The organism is Stenotrophomonas sp. FR010, from assembly GCF_047520755.2.
Taxonomy (GTDB): domain Bacteria; phylum Pseudomonadota; class Gammaproteobacteria; order Xanthomonadales; family Xanthomonadaceae; genus Stenotrophomonas; species Stenotrophomonas sepilia.
Genome location: NZ_JAXBQT020000015.1, coordinates 13,422 through 38,874, shown reverse-complemented (window position 1 = coordinate 38,874; position 25,453 = coordinate 13,422). Strand labels below are relative to the sequence as shown.

Annotated in this window: 25 protein-coding genes; 24 read left to right on the top strand and 1 reads right to left on the bottom strand. The window is 67.9% G+C overall.

Translation table 11 applies throughout. From position 1 onward, the window contains the following. Positions 1-153: 153 nt before the first annotated feature. From rpoN to ACM0PK_RS14430, 19 genes are all read left to right on the top strand, one after another. Entirely contained in the window at positions 154-1,563 is a 1,410-nt protein-coding gene (rpoN, locus tag ACM0PK_RS14520) for an RNA polymerase factor sigma-54 (protein ID WP_414607319.1), read from the top strand. A gap of 14 nt (positions 1,564-1,577) precedes the next feature. Next, a complete protein-coding gene (locus tag ACM0PK_RS14515; RefSeq protein ID WP_005409556.1) occupies positions 1,578-1,955 on the top strand; it encodes a response regulator in 378 nt (125 codons plus the stop codon). Further along, positions 1,952-3,454 (top strand): sigma-54 dependent transcriptional regulator, encoded by a 1,503-nt coding sequence (locus tag ACM0PK_RS14510; RefSeq protein ID WP_072166963.1) that lies wholly within the window; start codon positions 1,952-1,954, stop codon positions 3,452-3,454. The genes ACM0PK_RS14515 and ACM0PK_RS14510 overlap by 4 nt, the downstream gene beginning before the upstream one ends. A gap of 186 nt (positions 3,455-3,640) precedes the next feature. After that, on the top strand, positions 3,641-4,057 hold the full coding sequence (locus tag ACM0PK_RS14505; protein ID WP_414607318.1) for a hypothetical protein: 417 nt from the start codon (positions 3,641-3,643) through the stop codon (positions 4,055-4,057). Positions 4,058-4,485: 428 nt separating this feature from the next. Then, on the top strand, positions 4,486-4,851 hold the full coding sequence (gene fliE, locus ACM0PK_RS14500; protein ID WP_061478712.1) for a flagellar hook-basal body complex protein FliE: 366 nt from the start codon (positions 4,486-4,488) through the stop codon (positions 4,849-4,851). A gap of 13 nt (positions 4,852-4,864) precedes the next feature. Beyond that, entirely contained in the window at positions 4,865-6,511 is a 1,647-nt protein-coding gene (gene fliF / locus ACM0PK_RS14495; RefSeq protein WP_180870863.1) for a flagellar basal-body MS-ring/collar protein FliF, read from the top strand. A 7-nt stretch (positions 6,512-6,518) separates the two neighbouring features. Further along, the gene (gene fliG, locus ACM0PK_RS14490) at positions 6,519-7,505 is read left to right on the top strand and encodes a flagellar motor switch protein FliG (RefSeq protein ID WP_024958226.1); all 987 of its coding nucleotides are present in this window, start codon (positions 6,519-6,521) and stop codon (positions 7,503-7,505) included. Then, a complete protein-coding gene (locus ACM0PK_RS14485) occupies positions 7,502-8,143 on the top strand; it encodes a FliH/SctL family protein (RefSeq protein WP_414607317.1) in 642 nt (213 codons plus the stop codon). The genes fliG and ACM0PK_RS14485 overlap by 4 nt, the downstream gene beginning before the upstream one ends. Then, positions 8,140-9,525, top strand: coding sequence for a FliI/YscN family ATPase (locus tag ACM0PK_RS14480; protein WP_065178546.1), 1,386 nt, complete (start codon positions 8,140-8,142; stop codon positions 9,523-9,525). The genes ACM0PK_RS14485 and ACM0PK_RS14480 overlap by 4 nt, the downstream gene beginning before the upstream one ends. Before the next feature lie 3 nt (positions 9,526-9,528). Continuing rightward, on the top strand, positions 9,529-9,996 hold the full coding sequence (fliJ, locus tag ACM0PK_RS14475) for a flagellar export protein FliJ (protein WP_005416437.1): 468 nt from the start codon (positions 9,529-9,531) through the stop codon (positions 9,994-9,996). Next, on the top strand, positions 9,996-11,162 hold the full coding sequence (locus ACM0PK_RS14470; protein WP_414607316.1) for a flagellar hook-length control protein FliK: 1,167 nt from the start codon (positions 9,996-9,998) through the stop codon (positions 11,160-11,162). Before fliJ ends, ACM0PK_RS14470 begins: the two co-directional genes overlap by 1 nt. A gap of 127 nt (positions 11,163-11,289) precedes the next feature. Then, a complete protein-coding gene (locus ACM0PK_RS14465) occupies positions 11,290-11,805 on the top strand; it encodes a flagellar basal body-associated FliL family protein (protein ID WP_005416435.1) in 516 nt (171 codons plus the stop codon). A 10-nt stretch (positions 11,806-11,815) separates the two neighbouring features. After that, a complete protein-coding gene (gene fliM, locus ACM0PK_RS14460) occupies positions 11,816-12,820 on the top strand; it encodes a flagellar motor switch protein FliM (RefSeq protein WP_005416434.1) in 1,005 nt (334 codons plus the stop codon). Next, on the top strand, positions 12,817-13,152 hold the full coding sequence (gene fliN, locus ACM0PK_RS14455; RefSeq protein WP_005409543.1) for a flagellar motor switch protein FliN: 336 nt from the start codon (positions 12,817-12,819) through the stop codon (positions 13,150-13,152). The genes fliM and fliN overlap by 4 nt, the downstream gene beginning before the upstream one ends. Before the next feature lie 17 nt (positions 13,153-13,169). Continuing rightward, positions 13,170-13,568, top strand: coding sequence for a flagellar biosynthetic protein FliO (gene fliO / locus ACM0PK_RS14450; RefSeq protein WP_176556944.1), 399 nt, complete (start codon positions 13,170-13,172; stop codon positions 13,566-13,568). Between the two features lies 1 nt (position 13,569). Continuing rightward, on the top strand, positions 13,570-14,349 hold the full coding sequence (fliP, locus tag ACM0PK_RS14445) for a flagellar type III secretion system pore protein FliP (RefSeq protein WP_134972542.1): 780 nt from the start codon (positions 13,570-13,572) through the stop codon (positions 14,347-14,349). Between the two features lie 59 nt (positions 14,350-14,408). Continuing rightward, positions 14,409-14,678 carry a flagellar biosynthetic protein FliQ gene (locus ACM0PK_RS14440; protein ID WP_005413254.1) on the top strand — a complete coding sequence of 90 codons (270 nt, stop codon included), beginning with the start codon at positions 14,409-14,411 and terminating at the stop codon, positions 14,676-14,678. A 13-nt stretch (positions 14,679-14,691) separates the two neighbouring features. Next, on the top strand, positions 14,692-15,483 hold the full coding sequence (fliR, locus tag ACM0PK_RS14435; RefSeq protein WP_414607315.1) for a flagellar biosynthetic protein FliR: 792 nt from the start codon (positions 14,692-14,694) through the stop codon (positions 15,481-15,483). Between the two features lie 278 nt (positions 15,484-15,761). Beyond that, on the top strand, positions 15,762-17,897 hold the full coding sequence (locus ACM0PK_RS14430; RefSeq protein WP_414607990.1) for a putative bifunctional diguanylate cyclase/phosphodiesterase: 2,136 nt from the start codon (positions 15,762-15,764) through the stop codon (positions 17,895-17,897). A gap of 292 nt (positions 17,898-18,189) precedes the next feature. Here ACM0PK_RS14430 and ACM0PK_RS14425 read toward each other — a convergent pair whose 3' ends face one another. Continuing rightward, entirely contained in the window at positions 18,190-18,609 is a 420-nt protein-coding gene (locus tag ACM0PK_RS14425; protein WP_235643019.1) for a hypothetical protein, read from the bottom strand. Positions 18,610-18,805: 196 nt separating this feature from the next. Between ACM0PK_RS14425 and flhB the strand changes: the two genes are divergently transcribed. The 5 genes from flhB to ACM0PK_RS14400 all read left to right on the top strand — a co-directional run bounded on the left by flhB (position 18,806) and on the right by ACM0PK_RS14400 (position 25,429). Then, positions 18,806-19,936 (top strand): flagellar biosynthesis protein FlhB, encoded by a 1,131-nt coding sequence (gene flhB, locus ACM0PK_RS14420; protein WP_346474971.1) that lies wholly within the window; start codon positions 18,806-18,808, stop codon positions 19,934-19,936. Positions 19,937-19,980: 44 nt separating this feature from the next. Then, the gene (gene flhA, locus ACM0PK_RS14415; RefSeq protein WP_172412159.1) at positions 19,981-22,041 is read left to right on the top strand and encodes a flagellar biosynthesis protein FlhA; all 2,061 of its coding nucleotides are present in this window, start codon (positions 19,981-19,983) and stop codon (positions 22,039-22,041) included. A gap of 145 nt (positions 22,042-22,186) precedes the next feature. Further along, complete coding sequence (gene flhF, locus ACM0PK_RS14410) at positions 22,187-23,815, top strand: flagellar biosynthesis GTPase FlhF (protein ID WP_414607989.1); 1,629 nt, start codon at positions 22,187-22,189, stop codon at positions 23,813-23,815. Further along, on the top strand, positions 23,802-24,689 hold the full coding sequence (locus ACM0PK_RS14405; protein ID WP_072166952.1) for a MinD/ParA family ATP-binding protein: 888 nt from the start codon (positions 23,802-23,804) through the stop codon (positions 24,687-24,689). The genes flhF and ACM0PK_RS14405 overlap by 14 nt, the downstream gene beginning before the upstream one ends. Beyond that, a complete protein-coding gene (locus ACM0PK_RS14400; RefSeq protein ID WP_053498623.1) occupies positions 24,686-25,429 on the top strand; it encodes an RNA polymerase sigma factor FliA in 744 nt (247 codons plus the stop codon). The genes ACM0PK_RS14405 and ACM0PK_RS14400 overlap by 4 nt, the downstream gene beginning before the upstream one ends. The last annotated feature ends 24 nt before the right edge of the window (positions 25,430-25,453 follow it).

Here is a 25,453-nt window from a genome sequence, read left to right as displayed (position 1 = left end):
GCTTCGTCAATATCCCGAGCCAATGTAGGGATAACCCCTACATCCTGTCGGGACAACCACGAACCCCCTCAGGAACCCCCCGATTCCGCCCACGCCGGATCAAAAGCAAGATGCGTTCCACAAAGCGCCGGGGAGCGGCGCCGGGGAACCACGATGAAGGCTGCACTCTCGACCCAGCTGGGCCAACAACTTCACCTCACCCCTCAGCTGCTGCAGTCGATCCGGCTGCTGCAGCTCGATGGCCTGCACCTGGAACAGGAAATCCAGCGCCTGCTGGACTCCAACCCGCTGCTGGAGATCGAAGAGGCCGAAGCGCCTGCCGCTGACGTCACCGAGGCCGCCGCCACCACGCTGGAAACCGCTGCGTTCGACGAGTTGCCGGAGTCTTCGATGTGGGACGTGGCCGGCGCCAGCTGGCAGGACGGCGACGACGATCGCATGGCGCGCATTGCCGCCGGTGAGTCGACCGACCCGCAGCTGCGCGTGCTGCAGCGCCTGGCGCTGGACATGGACGACCGCGAACTGGCGGTGGCCGCGTTCTGGCTCGACCACTGCGATGAGGCCGGCTACCTGCAGGCGCCGCTGGCGCAGCTGCAGCTGCTGGCCAGCGCCCAGTTCGACATCGCCGCCGAAGGCGTCGAGGCCATCCGCCAGCAGCTGCTGCACGGTGAACCCGCTGGCATGGCTGCGCAGGACCTGCGCGAAGGCCTGCAGGCACAGCTGCGCAGCCTGCACGGCGTGGTCCCTGCTCGCCACCTGGCCGCCCGCATCCTCGATGGCGCGCTCGATGCGCTGGCTGCGCACGACTACCCCGCCCTCGCCCGCCAGCACGACGCCGAGATCGACGACGTGCGCGAGGCGGTGCGCCTGATCCTCTCGCTGCAGCCGCGCCCCGGCGACAGCCTGCTGCCCGAACGCAACGCTGTGGTAGTGCCGGACGTCGTCGCCTGGCACGCCGATGGGCAATGGAAGGTGGCACTGAACCCGGCCACCAGCCGCCGCGTCTCGATCAACAGCCAGTACGAACAGGCGCTGGCCGAAACCAGCGAAGCCGCGCCGGCACTGCGCGAGATGCTGCAGGAGGCACGCTGGTTCAGCCGCGGCCTGTCGATGCGCTACGACACCCTGCTGCGCACCGCGCGGGTGATCGTCGAGCGCCAGGCCGCCTTCCTGGTCCGTGGCGAAGAGGCCATGGCCCCGCTGACCCTGAAGGAAGTGGCCGAGGAAATCGGCATGCACGAGTCCACCGTCTCACGCATCACCACCGGCAAGTTCCTGCAGACACCGCGCGGCACCTTCGAACTGAAGCACTTCTTCGCGGTGCGCCTGGAAGGCGCCAGCGTCTCCGGCCAGGCGGTGAAAGCCATGGTCCGCCGCCTGATCGACGCCGAACCCGCCGGCCGTCCGCTGGCCGACGAGGCCATTGCCGGCCTGCTGTCACGCCAGGGGGTGAACATTGCCCGCCGAACCGTCGCAAAATACCGAGAACAACTGGATATCGCCCCGGCCCGCGAACGGCGCCGGCTCAGCGCCAGGCAACCGCAGCTGGCCCGGGTGGGCTGAAAAGGATGTTGGACATGAACAAGCTCACGGTCCTGCTGGTCGATGACCACGAGGGCTTCATCAACGCGGCGATGCGCCATTTCCGCAAGATCGACTGGCTGCAGATCGTCGGCAGTGCCGGCAACGGCCTGGAAGCGATCGAGCGCTCGGAAACGCTGCGCCCGCAGGTGGTGTTGATGGACCTGGCCATGCCGGAGATGGGTGGCCTGCAGGCCACCCGCCTGATCAAGTCGCAGGACGATGCACCGTACATCGTGATCGCCAGCCACTTCGATGACGCCGAGCACCGCGAACACGCGCTGCGTGCCGGTGCCGACAACTTTGTCAGCAAGCTGTCCTACATCCAGGAAGTGATGCCGATCCTGGAAGGCCTCAGGGAGGAACAGTCGTGAGTGAATCGCGCATCCTGGTGCTGGACAACGACGCCGTGCGCGCAGAGCGCACCGTTGCCCTGCTGGAATTCATGGACTTCAACCCGCGCTGGGTATCCGACGCGGCCGACTTCGACCTGGGCCGGCAGCGCCAGAACGACTGGATGGCGGTGATCGTCGGCAGCCTGGACGACAGCCCCGCCAGCACCGCGCTGTACAACTGGCTGGGCGGCAGCAGCCTGCCGCCTCCGGTGCTGCTGGCCGATGGTGATGCTGCAGTGTTTGCCCGGCAGCACGGGCTGCATGAAGCGAACATCTGGCCGCTGGAAACGCCGCTGCGCCACGCACAGATGGAAGCCCTGCTGCGCCGCGCCAGCCTCAAGCGCCTGGATGCCGAGCACCAGGCAGGCGCCGCCCAGGACCAGGGCCCCACCGGCAACGGCCCGGCAGTGACCGCCCTGCGCACCATGATCGAGCAGGTCGCCGCATTCGATACCACCGTGCTCGTGCTGGGCGAATCCGGTACCGGCAAGGAAGTGGTGTCGCGCGCCATCCACCAGCGCTCGCCGCGCCGTGACGGCCCGTTCGTGGCGATCAACTGCGGCGCCATTCCGGCCGACCTGCTGGAAAGCGAACTGTTCGGCCATGAGAAGGGCGCCTTCACCGGCGCGCTGACCGCGCGCAAGGGCCGTTTCGAAATGGCCGAGGGCGGCACCCTGCTGCTCGACGAAATCGGCGACATGAGCCTGCCGATGCAGGTGAAGCTGCTGCGCGTGCTGCAGGAACGCAGCTTCGAGCGCGTCGGTGGCAACCAGACCATCCGCTGCAACGTGCGCGTGGTGGCCGCGACCCACCGCGACCTGGAGACCCGCATCGCCGAGGGCAAGTTCCGCGAGGATCTGTTCTACCGCCTCAACGTGTTCCCGATCGAAGTGCCCGCGCTGCGCGAGCGCCGCGAAGACCTGCCAGCGCTGGTGGAAACCATCGCCGCGCAGCTGGCCCGCACCGGCCGTGGCGAAGTGCGCTTCACCCCGGAAGCGCTGCAGGCCCTTGCCGGCTACGAATGGCCGGGCAACGTGCGCGAGCTGACCAACCTGGTCGAGCGCCTGGCGGTGCTGCATCCGGGTGGTTCGGTGCGCGTGCAGGACCTGCCGGCCCGTTACCGTGGCGATGCGGCACTGGCGGCCGCCACGCCGGCACCGGCACAGCCGGCCGCCAGCGAAGAACGCCTGGACCTGCGCAGCTTCTCCTTCCACACCCCGGGCAGCGGCAACCAGCCGGCGCTGGAGCACGGCATCGCCGTCAATCGCCCGGCGGCACCGGCGGCGCTGCCTGACGAAGGCATGGACCTGCGCAACCACATGGCCAACATCGAACTGGGCCTGATCAACGAAGCACTGGAACGCACCCAGGGCGTTGTCGCCCACGCCGCCCAGCTGCTCGGCCTGCGCCGCACCACCCTGGTGGAAAAGCTGCGCAAGTACGGCATCGAGCGCGAGCAGGCCGAACTGGCCGGCTGAAACGCATTGCCAGCATGAAGGGGGCACGAACGCCTGGGCTTGCCCGGGCGTTGGTGTTTCTGGCGCCTGGGCTCACATCCCTTTGCTGCGGAACGCGATCTGAGCCCATTGCTTTTGCATGTTTTCCTAGAGACAACACGGCCGCAGTGCGGAGCATGGCAAGGACACACCCATGGAGGTTCCACCATGCATCGCCTTGCCCTGCTCGCCAGCCTGCTCTACCCGGCCCTGGTCACTGCCGCCAACTGCACCCTGCCCGCAACGCTGGACCAGCGCCAGTTCATCAACCTCAGCGACCCGCTGTACGCCCCGGACAACCCCAACGCCGGACGCATGGTGCAGCTCAGCTTTGCCGGCAGCCAGTACGTGCTGGACATCCTCGGCACTGACTTGCGCATCGGCGGCAGCTACCGCTACCAGCGCCTGGCCCCGCATATCGCGGAAATCCAGATGACCGAGGCCCACCCGGCCGGTCCCGCCCACTACACCCTGCTGCTGACCTGCCAGAGCGACCGCCAGGGTCGCTTCATCTACACCCAGCACGACGGCCCCATCGCCCCGCGCCAGCGCCAGAATTCCGGCCGCTGGACCCTGCAGCCCTAGGCCAGAAAACCGACGCCGGATAAATGGCGCCACGACCGGGGTCAGAGCCCGTTGCGTTGCAACGGGATCTGACCCCATCCGATTAGTGCCGACCAACGGTCGGCACCCACCATCAGCAGCAGGTTCCAACAGATCGCGGCCAACTGTCGAAGGCGGAGTGGGTCCGGTTGCGGGGGCGTGAGCGCCATGGATGGCGCGACCGAGCCTACAGGGACGTATTCACGGCGTCCCCCGCAACCGGACCCACCCCGCCACCCCACGGATAGCCCGATTTTGACGTTGATGTTGACGTCGCGTCGGCGGGTGCAGGGCGCAGCCCTGCCAGCACACCCACAACCCTCACTTCACTGAATCGAAAACCGGTTTCGGCACGGCACTTGCACTGGTTCCAGCAGACAACCCCATCCCTGTTTCTGGAACCGTTGCAGATGTCCCACTCCGTCACTTCGATCCTTTCGCAGATCCGCTCCTATCAGACCCAGATGGGACAGCCGGCGCTCAACCCGCTGGGCGAAGCGCCGCGCAGCAACGCCCTGCCGGGCACGGTGCTGGACGCGCCGCAGGCCCAGCCGGCCAGCTTCACCGAAACCCTGCGTGGTGCGATTGCCGGCGTCAACGATGCGCAGCAGAAGTCCGGCGCCCTCGCCAAGGCCTTCGAAATGGGCGACCCCAGCGCCGACCTGGCCAAGGTGATGGTCGCCTCGCAGCAGTCCCAGATCGCCTTCCGCGCCACCGTGGAAGTCCGCAACCGTCTCGTCCAGGCCTACCAGGACGTGATGAACATGCCGCTGTAAGGAACATTGACGCATGGCACTGACGCTCTCCAAGGACAGCCTGAACGCCGAGAAGGCCGGGCAATGGTTCGACCGCCTGCAGAGTCTGCAGATCACCCGTCGGCTGGGCCTGATGGCGATGATCGCGGTGGCGGTGGCGGCAGGCCTGTCCGTGTTCTTCTGGTCACAGAAGCCGGGCATGGTCCCGCTGTACACCGGCCTGGACCAGAAGGCGACCGCTGAAGCGACCGACCTGCTGCGCGCGGCACAGATTCCGTTCGCGCTCGATCCGGCCACCGGTGGCATCACCGTGCCGGAAAAGAACCTGCACGACGCCCGCCTGAAACTGGCCGGCTCCGGCCTGACCGACAGCGGCAAGCTCGGCTTCGAGCTGATGGAACGCGATCCGGGCTTCGGCGTCAGCCAGTTCGTGGAAAGCGCGCGCTACCAGCACGCGTTGGAAACAGAGCTGTCGCGCACCATCAACACGCTGCGCCCGGTACGTGATTCACGCGTGCATCTGGCCATTCCCAAGCCCAGCGCCTTCACCCGCCAGCGTGACGTGGCCAGCGCCTCGGTCACCCTGGAACTGCGTGGCGGCCAGCAGCTGGAACGCAGCCAGGTGGATGCCATCGTGCACATGGTTGCGGCCAGCATTCCGGACCTGGCGCCGGAACGGGTGACCGTGGTCGACCAGAGCGGGCGCATGCTCAGCATCACCGACCCGAACAGCGAGGCGGCGGTCAACGCCGCGCAGTTTGAGCAGGTGCGCCGCCAGGAAACCTCGTTCAACCAGCGCATCCGCGAGCTGCTGGAGCCGATGACCGGCCCCGGCCGGGTCAATCCGGAAGTGAGCGTGGACATGGACTTCTCGGTGACCGAGGAAGCCCGTGAGCTCTACAACGGTGAACCGCAGAAGCTGCGCAGCGAGCAGATGAGCGAGAACACCACCAGCACGCCGGGTCCGCAGGGCGTGCCGGGTGCCACCAGCAACAGCCCGCCGGGCCAGCAGGCCGCGCCGGCCGCCGCGCAGGCCCCGACCGAAAGCAGCAAGAACGCCACCCGCAACTACGAGCTGGACCGCACCCTGCAGCACACCCGCCAGCCGGCCGGCCGCATCAAGCGCGTGTCGGTGGCGGTGCTGGTGGACAACGTGCCGCGCGCCGGCGCCAACGGCAAGGTCAGCCCGCAGCCGCTGTCGGCCGCGGAACTGACCCGCGTCGAGGCGCTGGTGAAGCAGGCCGTCGGCTTCAACGCCGAGCGTGGCGACACCGTGTCGGTGATGAACGCCCCGTTCGTGCGTGACACCACGCCGGTCGAAGGCCCGGCCTGGTGGGAACTGCCATGGGTGCACGATGCCGGCCGCATGCTCCTCGGCGCGGTGGTGGTGCTGGCGTTGTTGTTCGGCGTACTGCGCCCGGCGCTGCGCGCGATCACCGGCCAGAACAGGAAGGACGACCCGCAGGCACTGGAGCCGCACACCGCGGACGTGCAGCTGGTGGATGACGATGGCATGCCGCTGCCGGCGCTGGGCACCGACCGGGCAAGCCTGGGCGGACCGGATGCGCTCGCACTGCCGGTGGATTCATATGAGGAACGACTGCGGATGGCGCGTGAAGCCGTGAAGACCGACTCCAAGCGCGTGGCCCAGGTGGTCAAGGGCTGGGTGGCCAATGACTGAGGCACAACTGACCGGTGTACAGCGCGCGGCCGTGCTGCTGCTTTCGCTGGGTGAGCTGGATGCGGCCGAAGTGCTGCGCCACATGGAACCCAAGGAGGTGCAGAAGATCGGCATCGCCATGGCCACCATGACCGACATCACCCGCGAGCAGGTGGAGCGAGTGATGGACCAGTTCGGCCAGGAACTGGGCTCGAAGACCTCGCTGGGCGTGGGCTCGGATGACTACATCCGCAACATGCTGGTGCAGGCGCTGGGCAGCGAGAAGGCCGGCAACCTGATCGACCGCATCCTGCTCGGCCGCAACACCACCGGCCTGGACGCGCTGAAGTGGATGGACCCGCGTGCGGTGGCCGACCTGGTGCGCAACGAGCACCCGCAGATCATCGCCATCGTGATGGCGCACCTGGAAACCGACCAGGCTGCCGACGCGCTGAAGCTGCTGCCGGACCGTACCCGCGTGGATGTGCTGCTGCGCATCGCCACCCTCGACGGTATTCCGCCGAACGCGCTCAATGAACTCAACGAGATCATGGAGCGCCAGTTCGCCGGCAACCAGAACCTGAAGTCGTCCAACATCGGCGGCGTGCAGTGCGCAGCCAACATCCTGAACTTCATGGACAGTGGCCAGGACCAGGCGATCCTGGGCGAAATCGCGCGCATCGATGCGCCGTTGAGCAACCGCATCCAGGACCTGATGTTCGTGTTCGACGACCTGGTCGACCTGGACGACCGCGAGATGCAGCTGGTGCTGCGCGAGGTGAGCGGCGAGCGCCTGGGCCTGGCCCTGCGCGGTGCCGACATCAAGGTGCGCGACAAGATCACCCGCAACATGTCGCAGCGCGCGGCCGAAATCCTGCTCGAAGACATGGAGGCCCGCGGTCCGGTGCGCCTGTCCGACGTGGAAGGCGCGCAGCGCGAGATCCTGGCCATCGTCAAGCGCATGGCCGATGAAGGCACCGTCACCATCGGTGGCAGCGCGGAGGCCATGCTGTGAGCAACGTCGTGCGCTGGCTTGCCCCGGACCTGCTGGCCCAGCCCGAACCGGTGCTGGAGCAGGAGGGTGCGTTCGAACTCACCGAGCCGGATCCGGAACACGATCCGGAGCCGCCGCTGCAGCTGCCGACCCTTGAAGAGATCCAGGCAATCCAGGACAGCGCCGAGAAGGAAGGGTTCGAACAGGGCCATGCCGACGGCTACGGCCAGGGCCAGGCCGAAGTACGTCGCCTCGCCGCGCAGATCGAAGGGATCCTGGACAACTTCAGCCGGCCGCTGGTGCGGCTGGAGAACGAAGTGGTCGGTGCACTCGGCGAACTGGCGGTTCGCATCGCCGGCGCACTGGTCGGCCGCGCCTACGAAGCCGAGCCGGCACTGCTGGCGCAGCTGGTCGGCGAAGCGATCGACGCCGTGGGCGGCAGCACCCGCGAGGTGGAAGTGCGGCTGCATCCGGATGACATCGCTGCCCTCGCCCCGCTGTTGAATCTTTCGCCGACGCAGCGCCTGGTACCGGATACCAGCCTCAGCCGTGGCGACCTGCGCGTGCACGCCGAAGCCGTGCGCGTCGACGGCACCCTGGAAGCCCGCCTGCGCGGTGCGCTGGATGCAGTGATCCGCCAGACCGGAGCGACGGCATGAGTGCCGGACCACAAACCACTCCGCCGCCGGCCGACTGGGCCGTGGCCCGCAACCTGCGCCTGGCCCGGCGCCTGGATGGCCTGCGCGTGGACACCGCGCATGGTCGTGGCCTGATCCGCGAGGGCGTGTTGCGCCGTGCGGTCGGGCTGACCCTGGAAGCGGTCGGCTGCGAAGCGCCGCTGGGTGCCAGCTGCAAGGTGGAAGTGGTCGATGGTGGCTGGGTCGACGCCGAAGTGGTCGGCTTCGCCGGCGAACGCACCTACCTGATGCCCAGCGCCGAACTGCATGGCCTGCTGCCCAACGCCCGGGTGGTGCCATCGGCGCGCCGGGGCGGCGTGGAAGTGGGCGAAGGCCTGCTCGGCCGCGTCATCGACAGCGACGGCGTGCCGCTGGATGGCAAGGGCCCGATCCGCGCCGAAGGCCATGTTGGCATGGCCGGCGTGTCGATCAATCCGCTGGCGCGTGAACCGATCACCCAGCCGCTGGACGTGGGCGTGCGCGCGATCAACGCGCTGCTGCCGATCGGCCGCGGCCAGCGCGTCGGCCTGTTCGCCGGATCCGGCGTCGGCAAGTCGACGCTGCTGGGCATGATGACCCGCTACACCGCCGCCGACGTGATCGTGGTCGGCCTGATCGGTGAACGCGGCCGCGAAGTGCGCGATTTCGTCGAGACCACGCTGGGCGAGGAAGGCCTGCGCCGCGCCGTGGTGGTCGCCAGCCCTGCCGACCGGCCGCCGCTGGCGCGCCTGCATGGTGCCTACCGCGCCACCGCCATTGCCGAGTGGTTCCGCGACCAGGGCCTGAACGTGCTGCTGCTGATGGACTCGCTGACCCGCTTCGCCCAGGCGCAGCGCGAGATCGGCCTGTCGGTCGGCGAACCGCCGACCACCCGCGGCTATCCGCCGTCGGTGTTCGCCAAGCTGCCGGCACTGGTCGAACGCGCCGGCAATGGCGCCAAGGGCCGTGGCTCGATCACCGCGTTCTACACGGTGCTGACCGAAGGCGATGATCCGCAGGATCCGATCGCCGATGCCGCGCGCGCAATCCTCGACGGCCACATCCTGCTCTCGCGCCGCGTGGCCGACAGCGGCTTGTACCCGGCCATCGACGTCGAGTCGTCGGTCAGCCGCGTGGTCACGGAAATCGCCGACGAACCGTGGCGCCTGCGCATCCGCAAGTTGAAGCGACTGGTCTCGGCCTACTCGGCCAACCGGGACCTGATCGCGATCGGTGCTTACCAGCGCGGCAACGACGCGGCCACCGACGAAGCCCTGGAACGCTGGCCGGAAATCATGGAGTTCCTCGGCCAGGACGTTGCCAAGGCCGCAGATCTCCCGCACAGCCAGGCGGCGCTGCAGCGCCTGGTGGAACAAGAGAGTTAAGCCATGAACCAGTCCAAGCGCATCGATCCCCTGCTCAAGCGAGCCCAGGAACATGAGGACGCAGTCGCCCGCGACCTGGCCGAACGCCAGCGCGTGCTCGACACCCATCTGTCGCGACTGGACGAACTGCGCCGCTATGCCGAGGAGTACGCCAACGCACAGATGGCGGCGACCAGCCCGGCACAGTTGCTCAACCGCCGCGCCTTCCTCGATCGACTGGACAGCGCGGTCGAGCAGCAGCAGGCCACGGTCAATGGCAACCGCGAGAAAGTGGAGGCCGAGCGCGCGCGCCTGATCCTGGCCAGCCGTGACAAGGCGGTGCTGGAGCAGCTGGCCGCCAGCTACCGGGCGCAGGAAAAGGTGGTGACCGACCGCCGCGACCAGCGCGAGATGGACGACATTGGTGCACGGCGTGCACGCCTGGTGCAGGCCGAAGACCAGGACGGCGCCGAGCAGGGAGGCCGCTCGTGATGCCCGCCCCGCTCGCCAGCAGCGCCAACACGGCCACGCCCGCCACCAGCAACAGTGCCGCACGCGCCTCGCGCAGCGAAGGCGGAAAGGACTTCAGCCAGCTGCTGCAGGGCGGTGCGCCCTGCGCGCCCGCGTCTGCGGGAAACGCCACGACGCCGACGCCATCCACGCCGAGCCCGCCATCGACTGCCGACAGCAATGGCCAGGCACCGGATGAACGCAATGCGGGCGCCGAAGCGGCAACTGCTGAAACGCCGTCGCTGCCACCCGTTGCCGTGACCCCAGCGGGACCCGGCACCGAGAAGGACAAGCCCGCCGCGACCGAGGACGCCCCGTGGCCACCGCCCGGCCTGGCCGGCCTGGTGCTGGCGATGCCGATGCCTGCCGATCCGGCCGCTGCTCTGCCGACCACCGCTGCACCGGCGCTGGCCAGCGACGGTAGCGCGCTGCCTGCTGCTGCCCCCGCCACGAACCCGACACTGCCTGTAGACGCGCCGGCGACGGCCACCACAACCCCAGTGGCGGCTGACGCCAAACCGGCGGCGGCCAGTGCGGACGATGCGGCGCTGCCACTGCCGGAGATGATCCTGCCCGGCAAGCGCAGCGAGCGCGGCGAAGGCAGTGACGTGGCCGCCGTTGGCGACCGCGCCAGCACACCCCTGCTGCACGCCCCGGCAGCAGCCGCCGTACAGGACCTCAAGGCGGCGCTCGCCGCCGGCAATGCGATCTTCAATGGCGAGCCGACGCCGAAACCCGTGCTGGGTGACGATGGCTTCGACCAGGCCATCGGCGCACGCCTGGGTTGGCTGGCCGACCAGAAGATCGGCCACGCCCACATCCGCCTGAGCCCGGACGACATGGGCCCGGTCGACGTGCGCCTGCAGTTGAACGGCGACAAGGTGCATGCCAGCTTCAGCAGCCCGCACGTGGACGTGCGGCAAGCGCTGGAAAGCAGCCTGCCGCGCCTGCGCGAGCTGCTGGGCGAACAGGGCTTCCAGCTGGCCCACGCCGATGTCGGCCACCAGTCACCGGGTGGTGACGGCAATGCGCCGGGCCAGCCCGGTGGCAGCGGCATCATCGGCGACGGAGAACCGACGCCGGGCGAGGCCAGCGTGTCGTCGGCGCAGTTGATCCGCCAGCGCGGACTGCTGGACGCCTACGCCTGACAGGCGTGCCGACCAAGGTTGGCACCTACCGGCACAGGTATCCGACGGAATTCCGTCGCATCCCGCTGCCCGGCCTTCGGCACGCCCCTTGCATATCCCGGTGAAGCAACCCTCAGGAGCTTCACCCGTGGCCGCAGCCGCCGACAAAACCAAGAAGACCGCAGAGAAGGACAAGGCCGCCAAGCCGCGTAGTCCGATCCTGATCACCGCGCTGGTGGCCGTATTGGCCGCCGCTGCTGCCGGTGGCGGCGTGTGGTTCTTCACCCAGTCCAAGCACGAAGAGAAGACCGCACAGGCGCCGAAGAAGAGCGCGACTCCAGCCCCGGCCCAGTACTTCGCACTGGATCCGGCCTTCGTGGTCAACCTCAATGGCCCGGTCGACGGCCCACGTTACCTGCAGCTGGAGGTTCAGCTGATGACCCGCGACCCGGCCGCGCTGGAAGCGATCAAGACCCACGCCCCGGCCATCCGTGCGCGCCTGCTGATGCTGTTCTCGCAGGTCAGCCCGGACCAGATCGCCGATGTCGCCGGCAAGCAGAAGCTGCAGGCCGCCTCATTGGCCGAGGTGCAGAAGGTGCTCAAGGCCGAGACCGGCAGCAACGGCGCCGACGATCTGCTGTTCACCAGCTTCGTGACCCAGTAAGGGCCCACCGATGAATGATCTGCTGTCCCAGGACGAGATCGATGCCCTGCTCCACGGCGTGGACAGTGGCGCGGTCGAGACCGATGCGGAACCCCCGTCAGGCGAAGCGCGCTCGTACGACTTCGCCAGCCAGGACCGCATCATCCGTGGTCGCATGCCGACCCTGGAAATGGTCCATGAGCGCTTCGCGCGCCTGTGGCGGATCGGCCTGTTCAACCTGATCCGCCGCTCGGCCGAACTGTCGGTGCGCGGCATCGAGCTGATCAAGTTCAACGACTACATGCACTCGCTGTATGTACCGACCAACCTGAACCTGATCCGCTTCAAGCCGCTGCGCGGCACCGGCCTGATCGTGTTCGAGCCGACCCTGGTGTTCGCCATCGTCGACAATTTCTTCGGTGGCGACGGGCGCTACCCCACCCGCATCGAGGGCCGCGAGTTCACAGCTACTGAAATGCGGGTGATCCACCTGCTGCTGAAGCAGACCTTCGCCGATCTGCGCGAAGCGTGGGCACCGGTGATGGATGTCGACTTCGAGTACATCAACTCGGAGATCAACCCGCATTTCGCCAACATCGTGACCCCGCGCGAGTACGTGGTCGTGTGCCGCCTGCACGTCGAGCTCGACGGTGGCGGCGGCGACATCCACGTCACCCTGCCCTACTCGATGCTGGAACCGATCCGCGAACTGCTCGACGCCGGCATCCAGAGCGACCGCAACGACCGCGACGAGAGCTGGGGCAAGACCCTGCGTGAGCAGCTCAACGTCGCCGAAGTCACCCTGTCCAGCGTGCTGGCCAGCAAGCGCATGACCCTGCGCGACCTGACCCAGTTGAAGGTCGGCGACATCCTGCCGATCGAGCTGAGCCCGCAGGTGCCGCTGTGCGTGGAGAACATCCCCGTGTTCACCGGCGAGTTCGGCATCGCCAACGGCATGAACGCCGTGAAGATCACCGCTACCCATCCGCCGGGCACCCGCCCGCGCGTACCCGTCATCCAGGAAGACCCGCAATGAACGATATCGACGCCCTCGAACCGACCCCGGCCCAGTTCAGCAGCCTGCAGGCCGATGAGGCGAATGGTCCGGACCTGAACCTGGACGTGATCCTCGATGTGCCGGTGACCCTGTCACTGGAAGTCGGTCGTGCCCGCCTGCCGATCCGCAACCTGCTGCAGCTCAACCAGGGGTCGGTGGTGGAACTGGAGCGCGGTGCTGGCGAATCGCTGGACGTGTTCGTCAACGGCACCCTGATCGCCCACGGCGAAGTAGTAGTGATCAATGACCGCTTCGGCGTGCGCCTGACCGACGTGGTCAGCCCCAGCGAGCGTATCCGGAGACTGCGTTGAGCCTGCTGGCCTCCACCCTGCTGGCGGTCGGCAAGGCCGCCGCGCCGGTCGGCCCGCAGGTCGGCCAGCATGCGGCCGCCGCACCCAGCCTGTTCGGTGCGGTGCTGGCGCTGCTGGCGGTACTGGCACTGGTGATCGGCCTGGGCTGGCTGCTCAAGCGCATGCCCGGCAGCGGCTTCCGCCCGGCCGAAGGCATGAAGGTGGTGGCCAGCCTGAGTGTCGGTGCCAAGGAACGCGTGGTGGTGGTGGAGGTCAACGGCCAGCAGCTGCTGCTGGGCGTCACCGCCGGCGGCATCAACACCCTGCACACCCTGCCCGAACCGCTGCCGCCACCGGCGCCGGTGCGCGTGCCGGACTTCAAGAATCTGCCGAATTTCGCCCAGCTGCTGCAGCAGCGGCTGCGCAAGGATCCCTGACATGCGTGTCCCCCGTACCCGTCCCGCCACCCTGATGCCGTGGCTGCTGTTGCTTGCCCTGTGCCTGTTGCCGGCACTGGCGTTCGCCGCGCCCGGCGCTCCGGCCACCCCGCTGCCGGACGTCAACGTCGGCAAGATCGGCGGCCAGCCGGTCAGCCTGCCGCTGCAGACCCTGCTGCTGATGACCGCGATCACCCTGATCCCGTCGATGCTGCTGGTGCTGACCTCGTTCACCCGCATCATCATCGTGCTGGGCCTGCTGCGCCAGGCGCTGGGCACCGGCCAGACGCCGTCCAACCAGGTGCTGCTGGGCCTGGCCCTGTTCCTCACCGCAATGGTGATGATGCCGACCTGGGACAAGGCGTGGAGCACGGGCATGGCGCCCTACCTCAACGGCGACATCGACTTCCAGACCGCATGGACGCTGACCACGCAGCCACTGCGCGGCTTCATGCTGGCGCAGATCCGCGAGACCGACCTGATGACCTTTGCCGGCATCGCCGGGCATGGCACCTACGCCAGCCCCGACGCGATCCCGTTCCCGGTGCTGGTCGCTTCGTTCGTCACCAGTGAACTGAAGACCGCCTTCGAGATCGGATTCCTGATCTTCATCCCGTTCGTGATCATCGACCTGGTCGTTGCCAGCGTGCTGATGTCGATGGGCATGATGATGCTGTCGCCGATGCTGGTCTCGGCGCCCTTCAAGATCCTGCTGTTCGTGCTGGTCGATGGCTGGGTGCTGACCGTGGGTACGTTGGCGGCGAGCTTCAATCCGGCCTGATATCCCCCGTAACGCGCAATCGAGCAGGGCTCGACTCTACATGAGCAGATGGAACCCGAATGTCTCCCGAACTTGCCCTGACTGAACTGCGTGGCGGCCTGATCACCGTATTGTGGGTGGCCGGCCCGCTGCTGCTCACCGTACTGGTGGTGGGCGTGGTGGTCGGTGTCGTGCAGGCCGCGACCCAGCTCAACGAACCGACCATCGCCTTCGTCGCCAAGGCGGCAGCGCTGACCGCAGTGCTGTTCGCGCTGGGCAGCCTGCTGATCGGCCACCTGGTTGAATTCACCACGCTGCTGTTCCAGCGCATCCCACACCTGATCGGCTAGGGCACGCGCTTCGATGGACGCCGCGACACAGATGGCGGCCGACGGCCTGCAGGCCTTCGGCATGATCGGCACGGTGCTGTGGACCATGCTGCGCATCGGCGCAGTGGTCATGGCCATGCCCATGGTCGGCACGCGTGCGGTGCCATCGCGGGTGCGCGTGGTGCTGGCCGGCACCCTGGCCATCGCACTGGCCCCGCTGCTCCCCCCGGTACCGGACTGGACCGGCTTCGACGCGGCTACGGTGCTGACCATTGCCCGTGAACTGGCCATTGGCGTATCCATCGGCTTCATGCTGCGGTTGGTGTTCGAAGCCGGCGCGATGGCCGGCGAACTGATCGCGCAGGGCACCGGCCTGGCCTTCGCGCAGATGAGCGATCCGCTGCGCGGTGGTACCTCCGGCGTGATCGGACAGTGGTTCTACCTGCTGTTCGGGCTGCTGTTCTTCACCGCCAACGGCCACCTGGCGTTGATCTCGCTGCTGGTGGACAGCTATCGCGCGCTGCCGATTGGCGCCCCGCTGCCGGATCCCCATGCCTTCTTCAGCATCGCCCCGACCTTCCTGCTGACCGTGCTGCGCGGCGCGCTGAGCCTGGCCATCCCGCTGACCGTGGCGATGTTGGCGGTGAATCTGGCCTTCGGTGTCCTGGCGCGTGCCGCGCCTGCGCTGAACCCGATCCAGCTGGGCCTGCCGGTTTCGCTGCTGCTGGGCCTGTTCCTCCTGGCGCTGCTGGCCGGGGAAATGGGGCCGCCGGTACAGCGCCTGTTCGACGCCGCCTTCCAGGCCGCGGACGCGGTCACACGCTGACCCGGTCGTCACGTTCTACTGCTTGCCATGCATTTGTTTCTGTAGAGCCGAGCCCATGCTCGGCTGCCTTCGGCAGGAGTGGCAGCCGAGCATGGGCTCGGCTCTACAGGGGCGCAATTTCACGGATTGCCGCTTGAAGTCCCCCCGGGTCTGCGCGTTAGAGTGAATGCGCGGCAACCGGGGGGATGCCGCACCTGGCCGACGCCCGTTCGCGTTGGCCTGCCTCATGCATGCCCCACCGTGGTTTCCGTCGACAGGCAGGTCCGGGAGACTGACGAATGCTGGTAGGCACGTACAACCCGTGGCTGGTGGCGATCTCACTGCTGGTCGCCGTGATGGCGTCGTACACAGCGCTGGCCATGGCCGGGCGCACGGTCACCGCCCCGGGCCGGGCAGCCGCCTGGTGGTGGCGCCTGGGGGGCGGATTCGCCATGGGCCTGGGCATCTGGTCGATGCACTTCATCGGCATGCTGGCGTTCGATCTGCCCATTGCACTGGGCTACGACCTGCCCATCACCCTGCTCTCGCTGGCCCTGGCGATCGCCTCGTCGGTGTTCGCACTGTGGCTGGTCTCGCTGCGCACCTTGCCCCATCCGCGATTGGCCGGCGGTGCCCTGCTGATGGGCACCGGCATTGCCGGCATGCACTACGTCGGCATGGCAGCGATGCGCATGCAGCCCGGGATCGACTACGACCCGGGCTGGCTGCTGCTCTCCCTGGTGGTGGCGGTGGCCGCGTCGTGGACCGCGCTCTACGTTGCGTTCCGCCTGCGCGCGCAGCGCACCCGCGTCGGTGACCGGTTGGCAGCCGCGGGCCTGCTCGGCCTGGCCATCGTCGGCATGCACTACACCGGCATGGCCGCCGCGCGTTTCCCGGAAGGCAGCATCTGCGGCGCGGCGGTCGGCGATGGCCTGCAGAGCGAGTGGCTGGCGATGCTGGTGGTGGTGCTGACGGTTGCGATCCTGGCGGTGGTGCTGGTGGTCTCGTGGCTGGACCAGCGGGTGGAGGCGCAGCTGCTGCGGCTGCGCAACTCGATGCTGAGCACCTCGTTGACCGATGCCCAGCAGGAACTGACCCAGGCCGCGCTGCACGACCCGCTGACCCGCCTGCCGAACCGCCTGCTGCTGCAGCGGCGCATCGTGCAGGCGCTGGCAGAAGCCGAACAGGGCGGCAGCCGATTTGCGGTAATGTTCATGGACCTGGACGGATTCAAGCAGGTCAATGATGCCTACGGCCATCAGGCCGGCGACGCACTGCTGGTGGCGGTGGCCGAGCGTACCCGCCAGCTGCTCCGGCCCAACGATATGCTGGCCCGTCTGGGCGGCGACGAATTCGTGCTGGTGGTGCGCATCGAGCACGACGAGGACCTGCCCACCCTCGCCCGGCGCATCCTGCAGGCGGTGGGCAGCGGCCCGTTGCTGCCGGACAACGAACTGCAGGTGACTGCCAGCATCGGCGTGGCGATCTGCCCCGACCACGCTGCCAGCGAGCGCCAGTTGATGGCCTTCGCCGACGCGGCGATGTACCAGGCCAAGGAATCCGGACGCAACGCCTTCGTGCTGTTCGCCGACTGGATGAACGACAGTGCCGAGCAGCAGTTCCGGCTGCTGGCCGACCTGCGCCGTGCGATCGGCAGCGAGCAGCTGTTCCTGCACTATCAGCCGAAGATCCGCGTGGCCACGCAGAAGGTGGCCGGTGCCGAAGCGCTGATCCGCTGGAAGCACCCGGAGCACGGGCTGATCCCACCGGACCGCTTCATCCGCCTGGCCGAACGCAGCGGCGCGATCAACGAGATCGGTCGCTGGGCACTGGACCAGGCCTGCCAGCAACTGCGGCGCTGGCGCGACGCCGGGCATGAAGGCTGGTCGATGTCGGTGAACCTGTCGCCGGTGCAGTTCAGTTCGCCACACCTGCTGCAGGATGTGCGTGAAGTGATCGAACGCCATGGCATTGCCCCGCGCCACCTGGTGCTGGAGATCACCGAAAGCACGGTCATGCGCGATACCGATACCAGCCTTCGCCTGCTGCAGGCCCTGTCGGCGCTGGGCGTGGGCATCTCCATCGATGATTTCGGAACCGGCTATTCCAGCCTGCTGTACCTGAAGCGGCTGCCGGCCACCGAGATCAAGATCGACCATGCGTTCGTGCGCGACCTGGAACACAGTGCAGAGGACGTGGTGATCGTCTCGGCGATCGTGGCGCTGGGCCATGCGCTGGACATGGACATCGTCGCCGAAGGCGTGGAAACCACCGCCCAGCGCGCCTACCTGGAGCGCCTGGGCTGCGACTACCTGCAGGGCTACCTGCTCGGCCGCCCGGTCGACGCGGCGCGCTTCATGCAGCTGCACGACCTGCCGCGGCCGCGGATCGAGCTGAGCACCGGCTTCAAAGCGCCCGAAGGTGGGGGACGCTGAATCCACCTGGCGATGCAACAGGTGATGGCCTGCTGAGATGCGCTCGGCGCACCGACCTGATGGTCGGAGGGTGCGTTGGTTGTCTGCAAGAGTTCTGGACTCTTCTGCAGGAATACGAAATTCACGGTAACGTCGACGTTGCCATTTGCGTCATCCCTGGAGCGGCCAGGTCGAACGCTGACGTGCCGGCAAGCCATCCAGCTTCATCTTGGGGATGCTTCCTCCTGCCAGTCACCCGATGCTCAACGAACCCTGGCCTCCCATGCCGTTGTCGCGAGCAAGATCGTCCGCTTCAGCAGGGAGGGGTAATCCTCGAGTTGTCGGAGACGGCAAACGCGACTGACTGCAACCGCTGGCAAAGTGTTGAAAGCAGGGCCATGAACTCAGAATTGGCTGCCTCAGACCATGCTCGACCGAATCGAAGAGTAAGGTGTATGGAGCTCACCGGGTCTCCGTTCAGAGCGGACTCGAGCGAGTAGCGCTCACCATCCGAGAATGCACCTTGGACACATCCGGGGAACACCAACTCCAATGATGCGATTATGGCCTGGGGACATCCGATGTCCTGCACAGCCTCGACATTGGAGAGGTCTTCTTCACCGAGGTCTTCCAGCTTCAAAACGACTATGTCAAAGCTCATTGCTGCGATATCCCATCCTGCAACCCATTCAGCACCGCCCTTCTCTCTGCGTGTCTTGGCATCATGCCTCATGTAGCTGCTAGCTGCCCCCTGTACAGCAGCAGTTGAACGATCTTCCTCGCCCTCTGGATGCGATAGCGCGGCAGCGCATACAGCACTGCGAACGCCAGAATGAGCAGGAGCAGACACACAGTGCTGCCGTTCGCGGCTGACGGACAGCGGCACGGTTCTTGCACGCCCTCCGGCAACCCCTGCCGCAGTGCCCGTGATGTCCGAGAACGAATCCGCCGGCGAAAAGACCGAACAACCGACCGAAAAACGCCTGCGCGACGCCCGTGAACAGGGCAACCTGCCGCGCTCGCGCGAACTCGGCACCGCCGCCGTGTTCGGCGCCGGCGTGCTGGCGGTGATGGCCATGAGCGGCTCGATCGGACGCGGCGCCAGCGCCTGGATGAAGCAGGCGCTCAGCCCCGAGCAGAGCCTGCGGCAGAACCCGAAAGAACTGTTCGGCCACTTCGGTGATCTGCTGCTGCAGTTCATGCTGGTGATCGCACCGCTGGTGCTGGTCTGCCTGCTGGCCAGCTTCGTCGCCCCGCTGGTGATGGGCGGCCTGCGCTGGTCGCAGAAGGCGTTGCTGCCAGACATCAACCGCATGAACCCGATGAGCGGGTTCAAGCGCCTGTATGGCCCGGAAGCCATCGCCGAGTTCACCAAATCGCTGCTGCGCGTGGCCTTCGTCGGCGTCGCCGCCGGGCTGGTGGTCTGGACCGGCTTTGACACCCTGCGCGGCCTGATCCACCACCCGCTGGAGACGGCCATCACCGACGGCCTCGGCTTCACCCTGCGCCTGCTGCTGGCCACCGCCGGCGCGATGCTGGTGCTGGCCGCCATCGATGCGCCGTACCAGCGCTGGAACTGGATGCGCAAGCTGAAGATGACCCGTGAAGAGCTGCGCCGGGAAATGAAGGAAAGCGAAGGCAGCCCCGAGGTGAAGGGCCGCATCCGCCAGCTGCAGCAGCAGATGGCCAACCGCCGGATGATGGAAGCGGTACCCACTGCCGACGTGGTGGTGGTCAATCCCACCCATTACGCGGTGGCCCTGAAGTACGAGGGCGGCGCTATGAACGCCCCCACCGTGGTCGCGCTGGGCGTGGACGAGACCGCCCTGCGCATCCGTGAAGTGGCCGACGGCAACAAGGTCGCGATCGTCTCTGCCCCGCCTTTGGCACGCGCCTTGTATCGGGAAGGCCAACTCGGAAAGGAAATCCCCGTGAGACTGTATTCGGCCGTCGCCCAGGTTCTGTCCTACGTCTACCAGCTGCGCGCCTGGCGCACTGGCCCGATGCCGGACGCCCCGCACATCCAGGTGGATGAATTCGGCAAGGGAGGCCGCCCGTGAGCGCCCAGCCCGCCACCGGATTCAACACCCGCCGTGCCCTGGAAATGATCCGCCAGGGCCTTGGCGCGCCGCTGATCGTGCTGGCCCTGCTGGCCATGGTCGTGGTGCCGCTGGCCGCGCCGGTGCTCGATGCGCTGTTCACCTTCAACATCGCCATCTCGCTGATGGTGCTGCTGGCGGTGGTCTACGTGAAGCGCCCGCTGGATTTCACCATCTTCCCGATCGTGCTGTTGATCACGACCATGCTGCGGCTGGCGCTGAACGTGGCCTCCACCCGCGTGATCCTGCTCAACGGCCAGAACGGCCACGACGCTGCGGGCAAGGTCATCGCCGCCTTCGGTGAATTCGTGATCGGCGGCAACTATGCGGTCGGCATCGTGGTGTTCGCGATCCTGACCATCATCAATTTCGTGGTCATCACCAAGGGCGCCGGCCGCGTCTCGGAAGTGACCGCGCGCTTCATCCTGGACGCGATGCCCGGCAAGCAGATGGCGATCGACGCCGACCTCAACGCCGGTTTGCTGACGCGCGAGGAAGCCAAGCTGCGCCGCGAGGAAGTCCGCGAGGAAGCCGACTTCTACGGTGCAATGGACGGTGCCAGCAAGTTCATCCGCGGCGACGCCATCGCCGGCATCCTGATCCTGTTCATCAACATGCTCGGCGGCCTGGCCGTGGGCGTGCTGCAGCATGGCATGCCGTTCGGTGACGCCGCTGCCACCTACACCCTGCTCTCCATCGGTGACGGCCTGGTGGCGCAGCTGCCGGCACTGCTGGTGTCCAGCGCGGTGGCGATGCTGGTCACCCGCGCCTCGCGCTCGCAGGACATGGCCCAGGCCATGACCGGGCAGGTGTTCGGCCAGTACCGCGCGCTGGCGATCACCGCCGGCATCATCGGCGTCGTTGGCCTGGTGCCGGGCATGCCCAACGTCGCTTTCCTGACGCTGGCCGCGATCCTGGGCTTCATCGCCTGGAAGGTCTACCGCAAGGGCAAGACCGCCGCCACCGATCCGGCAGCGGGAGGCAATGACGCCGCCGCGCTCAATGCGCTGGGCCGCCCCGCCGCGCCGGCACCGACCGCCGAACTGAGCTGGGACGAGCTGCGCCCGGTCGATCCGCTGGGCCTTGAGGTCGGCTACCGGCTGATCCCGCTGGTGGACAGCAACCAGGGCGGCGAACTGATGGCGCGCATCAAGGGCGTGCGCCGCAAGCTGACCCAGGATGTCGGCTTCCTGATTCCCTCGGTGCACATCCGCGACAACCTGGAACTGCCGGCCAACGGCTACCGCGTGCTGGTGCATGGCGTGCCGGTGGCCACCGCCGAGATCCACCCCGACCGCGAGCTGGCCCTGGATCCGGGCAGCGCGCTGGGCGCACTGGAGGGCATTGCCGGCAAGGATCCCGCGTTCGGCCTGGATGCCACCTGGATCCAGCCGCACCAGCGCGCCCAGGCCGAAACGCTGGGCTACACGGTGGTCGACCCGGCCACCGTGGTCGCCACCCATCTGTCGCACCTGATCCGCGAACACGCACCCGAGCTGCTCGGCCATGAGGAAGTGCAGCACCTGCTGGCCAACCTGGCCAAGAGCGCACCCAAGCTCGTCGAAGATCTGACGCCGAAGGCGCTGCCGCTGTCGGCGGTGGTGCGCGTGCTGCAGAACCTGCTGGTCGAGCGCATTCCGATCCGCCAGCTGCGCAAGATCGCCGAGGCACTGGTCGAACATGCGCCCAGCAGCCAGGACCCGGCCGTGCTGACCGCCGCGGTGCGCACCGCACTGGGCCGCTTCATCGTGCAGGAGATCGCCGGAATGTCGGCGGAGCTGCCGGTGTTCACCCTCAACCCGCAATTGGAACGTGTCTTGCAGGAGTCCACGCAGGGCAACGGCGCCGCGCTGGAACCCGGACTCGCTGAGCGACTGCACCAGAGCCTGGCCGAATGTGTCAGCAAGCAGGAAGCCCGCAACGAGCCCGCGGTCGTGCTGGTACCTGGCCCGGTGCGCGCCGCGCTGGCCCGCCTGGTCCGCCACAGCGTTCCGTCGCTGTCGGTCCTGGCCTACAGCGAAGTGCCGGAGGACAAGCGCCTGAAGCTGGTCGGAACGATCAGCTGACGCCGCCCGCCGATGCGCCAGAAAACAGACACCACTTTCGAACCAACGCAACAGACAGACACCAAGGGGAACCCGCACCGTGCAGACCACCGACCACCCGAGTTCCCCGACCGCCACCCCGCCGTCTTCGCCTCGTGACCACAGCATGAAAATCAAACGATTCGTCGCCGCCGACATGCGCTCGGCCATGAACCTGGTGCGCAAGGAGCATGGTCCTGACGCCGTGATCCTGTCCAACCGCCGGATCGAGGAAGGCATCGAGATCGTCGCCGCCGCCAACTACGACGAGAGCGCGGTGCAGCGTGCGCTGGAAGCCTCGCGCCGCGACGTCGCACCGCCGCCGGCACCCAAGCCGCGCACCGCCGCCGACGCGGTGATCGCCGCCGTCACCCGCCGCCGCAGCAGCACCCCGGCACCGGAACCGGTTGCCGCCACAACCTCGGCGGTGGCCGCCCTCGCCCGTGCAGCAGTGGGCGCTACCGGCCGCACCCTCGATAGCGCCGACGAGATCGTGCCAACCCGCGGCAGCACCGGCTTCGCCGCCACCCTGGCACGCGCCGCCGTCAATGAACCGGCACTGCCGGACCAGATCTTCGCCCCGTTCGCCGAGGCCATCGTTGCTCCGGCGCCGGCACCGGCCCTCGTCGCGCCGGCCAACCGCGCCCGTTTCCAGATCGATCCGCCGCACGAGGCGCATCACGAAAGCGTGGCGCCGGCGGTGCAGCCGCCACCGCTGCCGACCGCAGCCCTGTCCGAAACGCAGCCGGAGGTCGCCGTCAGCGAACCGGCGTTGGCCGATGCCACCGTCGAAGCCGCGCCGACGCCGACGCTCGCCCCAGCCCCGGTCCTGACCGTGGTCGCCCAGGACGACGCCGAGATCCGCCAGCTGCGCCAGGAAGTGGCCGGCATGCGCCAGGTCATCGAGCGCGAAATGAACCGCTTCACCGACGAGCGCCTGCGCGGCTGCCCGGTGCGCGCCACCGCGCTGGACCTGATGGACGAGTACGGCTTCGATGCTGGCCTGGCCCGCGACGTCGCCATGCAGATTCCGCTGGAGACCGAGGCGCACCGAGGCCGCGGCCTGATGCTGGGGCTGATCTCGCGCAAGCTGCCGATCGCCCCGGTCGACCCGCTGGAGGAAGGCGGCGTGATCGCGCTGGTGGGCCCGACCGGCGCCGGCAAGACCACCACCATCGCCAAGCTGGCCTCGCGGTTCGCCGAGAAGCACGCGCCGCGTGACGTGGCTCTGGTCACCACCGACACCACCCGCATCGGCGCCCGCGAGCAGCTGTATGGCTACGGCCGGCAGCTCGGCATCGCCGTGCACGAGGCCAACAGCGGCACCGACCTGGACCAGCTGCTGGAACGCCTGAAGGACTACAAGCTGGTACTGATCGACACCGCCGGACTGGGCCCGCGCGACCGCGCGCTGGCCGCGCAGCTGCAGTGGCTGCGCGCCGCGCGCCAGGTGCGCACCCTGCTGGTGCTGCCGGCCAACACCAGCTTCGGCGACATGGACGAGGTGGTCCGCCGCTTCGGTGCCGCCAACCTGCAGGGCCTGGTGCTGAGCAAGCTGGACGAAACCGGCCGCTTCGGCAACGCCCTGTCGGTGGCCGTGGACCACGCCCTGCCGATCACCTGGGTGACCGACGGCCAGGACGTTCCGGACGACCTGCACCGGGCCAGTGCGGCCAATCTCGTACTTCGCCTTGAAGATTTGCGCCGAGCGGCCGATATGCCCTGCAACCCGGAGTTGAACCATGCCGTCGCGTGAGTACGCCAAGCTGACCAAGACCTTCCCGCTGTCGGCCACCCGCAGCGAGCCGCTCGGCCCTGTGCGCACCATCGCCGTGACCGGCGGCAAGGGCGGCGTGGGCAAGACCAACGTGTCGGCCAACCTGGCCGTGGCGCTGGCCGGCATGGGCAAGCGCACGCTGCTGCTGGACGCCGACCTCGGCCTGGCCAACATCGACGTGATCCTGGGCTTGAACCCCACCTATACGCTGGCCGACCTGGTTGCCGGCCGCTGCTCGCTGGACGACGTCATCGTCGAAGGCCCGAACGGCGTGCTGGTGGTCCCGGCCGCGTCCGGCCGCCGGCACATGGCCGAGCTGGCCCCGGCCGAGCACGTCGGCCTGGTCAACGTGTTCTCCGAGCTGGAACGCGAGCTGGACATCATGGTGGTGGACACCGCCGCGGGCATCACCGACGGCGTGCTGACCTTCTGCCAGGCCGCGCAGGACACCGTGGTGGTGGTCTGTGACGAGCCGGCGTCGATCACCGACGCCTACGCGCTGATCAAGGTGCTCTCGCGCGAACGTGGCGTGGACCGCGTCCAGGTGGTGGCCAACATGGTGCGCGACCCCAACGAGGGCCGCGTACTGTACGAGAAGCTGACCCGCGTCTGCGAGAAGTTCCTCGCCGATGTCTCGCTGAACTATCTGGGCTGCGTGCCGCAGGATGACTGGCTGCGCCTGTCGGTGCAGCGCCAGCAGCCGGTGGTGAAGGCCTACCCGTCCAGCCCGTCCGCACTGGCCATCACCGAGATCGCGCGCCGCACGGCCCGCTGGCAGGCGCCCACCGAACCACGCGGCGGCGTCGAGTTCTTCCTCGAACGCATCCTCAAGCAGCGCGGGGTGGCGGCATGAAAGGCGCGGCCCAGTACAGGGAAGTCCAGCGCTCGGCGGCCAACGACGTCATCGCCCAGCACTCGGACCTGGTGCGGCGCATCGCCCACCATCTGGCCGCGCGCCTGCCGGCCAGCGTCGAAGTCGACGACCTGATCCAGGCGGGCATGATGGGCCTGATCGAGGCTTCGCGCAGCTACGACGCCGACCAGGGCGCCTCGTTCGAGACCTATGCCTCGATCCGTATCCGTGGCTCGATGATCGACGAGATCCGCCGTGGCGACTGGGTGCCGCGCTCGGTGCACCGCCGTGCACGCGATGCTGCGGCCACCATCCGCCGCCTGGAACAGAGCAGCGGCCGAGCCGCCAGCGCCACCGAAGTGGCCGCCGCGATGGAGATGCCACTGCCCGAGTACCTGCGCCTGATGGAAGACGCCGCGCGTGGCCAGGTGCTGAGCCTGGAGTCGCGCATCGAGGACCAGGGCGAGCTGGACACGGTCGCCCAGGGTGGCCCGACCCCGCAGCAGGTACTGGAGCGCAGCGAGTTCGGCCGCGAGCTGGGCAAGGCCATCGGCCATCTGCCCGAGCGCGAACAGCTGGTGCTCTCGCTCTACTACGAGCAGGAACTCAACCTGAAGGAGATCGGCGCGGTGCTCGGCGTGAGCGAGTCGCGGGTCTGCCAGATCCACGGCCAGGCCGTGCTGCGCCTGCGCGGCCGGCTGAAGGTATTCGAGGCCGTCGACGCCGGCCTCGAAGAATGAACATCCCCGAGGCAGCTGCCCCCG

Coding starts and splice junctions, on each gene's coding strand:
- rpoN (WP_414607319.1), top strand. CDS start 154: ATGAAGGCTGCACTCTCGACCCAGCTGGGCCAACAACTTCACCTCACC.
- ACM0PK_RS14515 (WP_005409556.1), top strand. CDS start 1,578: ATGAACAAGCTCACGGTCCTGCTGGTCGATGACCACGAGGGCTTCATC.
- ACM0PK_RS14505 (WP_414607318.1), top strand. CDS start 3,641: ATGCATCGCCTTGCCCTGCTCGCCAGCCTGCTCTACCCGGCCCTGGTC.
- fliE (WP_061478712.1), top strand. CDS start 4,486: ATGTCCCACTCCGTCACTTCGATCCTTTCGCAGATCCGCTCCTATCAG.
- fliF (WP_180870863.1), top strand. CDS start 4,865: ATGGCACTGACGCTCTCCAAGGACAGCCTGAACGCCGAGAAGGCCGGG.
- ACM0PK_RS14480 (WP_065178546.1), top strand. CDS start 8,140: ATGAGTGCCGGACCACAAACCACTCCGCCGCCGGCCGACTGGGCCGTG.
- fliJ (WP_005416437.1), top strand. CDS start 9,529: ATGAACCAGTCCAAGCGCATCGATCCCCTGCTCAAGCGAGCCCAGGAA.
- ACM0PK_RS14470 (WP_414607316.1), top strand. CDS start 9,996: ATGCCCGCCCCGCTCGCCAGCAGCGCCAACACGGCCACGCCCGCCACC.
- fliM (WP_005416434.1), top strand. CDS start 11,816: ATGAATGATCTGCTGTCCCAGGACGAGATCGATGCCCTGCTCCACGGC.
- fliN (WP_005409543.1), top strand. CDS start 12,817: ATGAACGATATCGACGCCCTCGAACCGACCCCGGCCCAGTTCAGCAGC.
- fliP (WP_134972542.1), top strand. CDS start 13,570: ATGCGTGTCCCCCGTACCCGTCCCGCCACCCTGATGCCGTGGCTGCTG.
- ACM0PK_RS14440 (WP_005413254.1), top strand. CDS start 14,409: ATGTCTCCCGAACTTGCCCTGACTGAACTGCGTGGCGGCCTGATCACC.
- fliR (WP_414607315.1), top strand. CDS start 14,692: ATGGACGCCGCGACACAGATGGCGGCCGACGGCCTGCAGGCCTTCGGC.
- ACM0PK_RS14430 (WP_414607990.1), top strand. CDS start 15,762: ATGCTGGTAGGCACGTACAACCCGTGGCTGGTGGCGATCTCACTGCTG.
- ACM0PK_RS14425 (WP_235643019.1), bottom strand. CDS start 18,609: ATGAGGCATGATGCCAAGACACGCAGAGAGAAGGGCGGTGCTGAATGG.
- flhB (WP_346474971.1), top strand. CDS start 18,806: ATGTCCGAGAACGAATCCGCCGGCGAAAAGACCGAACAACCGACCGAA.
- flhA (WP_172412159.1), top strand. CDS start 19,981: ATGATCCGCCAGGGCCTTGGCGCGCCGCTGATCGTGCTGGCCCTGCTG.
- flhF (WP_414607989.1), top strand. CDS start 22,187: ATGAAAATCAAACGATTCGTCGCCGCCGACATGCGCTCGGCCATGAAC.
- ACM0PK_RS14405 (WP_072166952.1), top strand. CDS start 23,802: ATGCCGTCGCGTGAGTACGCCAAGCTGACCAAGACCTTCCCGCTGTCG.
- ACM0PK_RS14400 (WP_053498623.1), top strand. CDS start 24,686: ATGAAAGGCGCGGCCCAGTACAGGGAAGTCCAGCGCTCGGCGGCCAAC.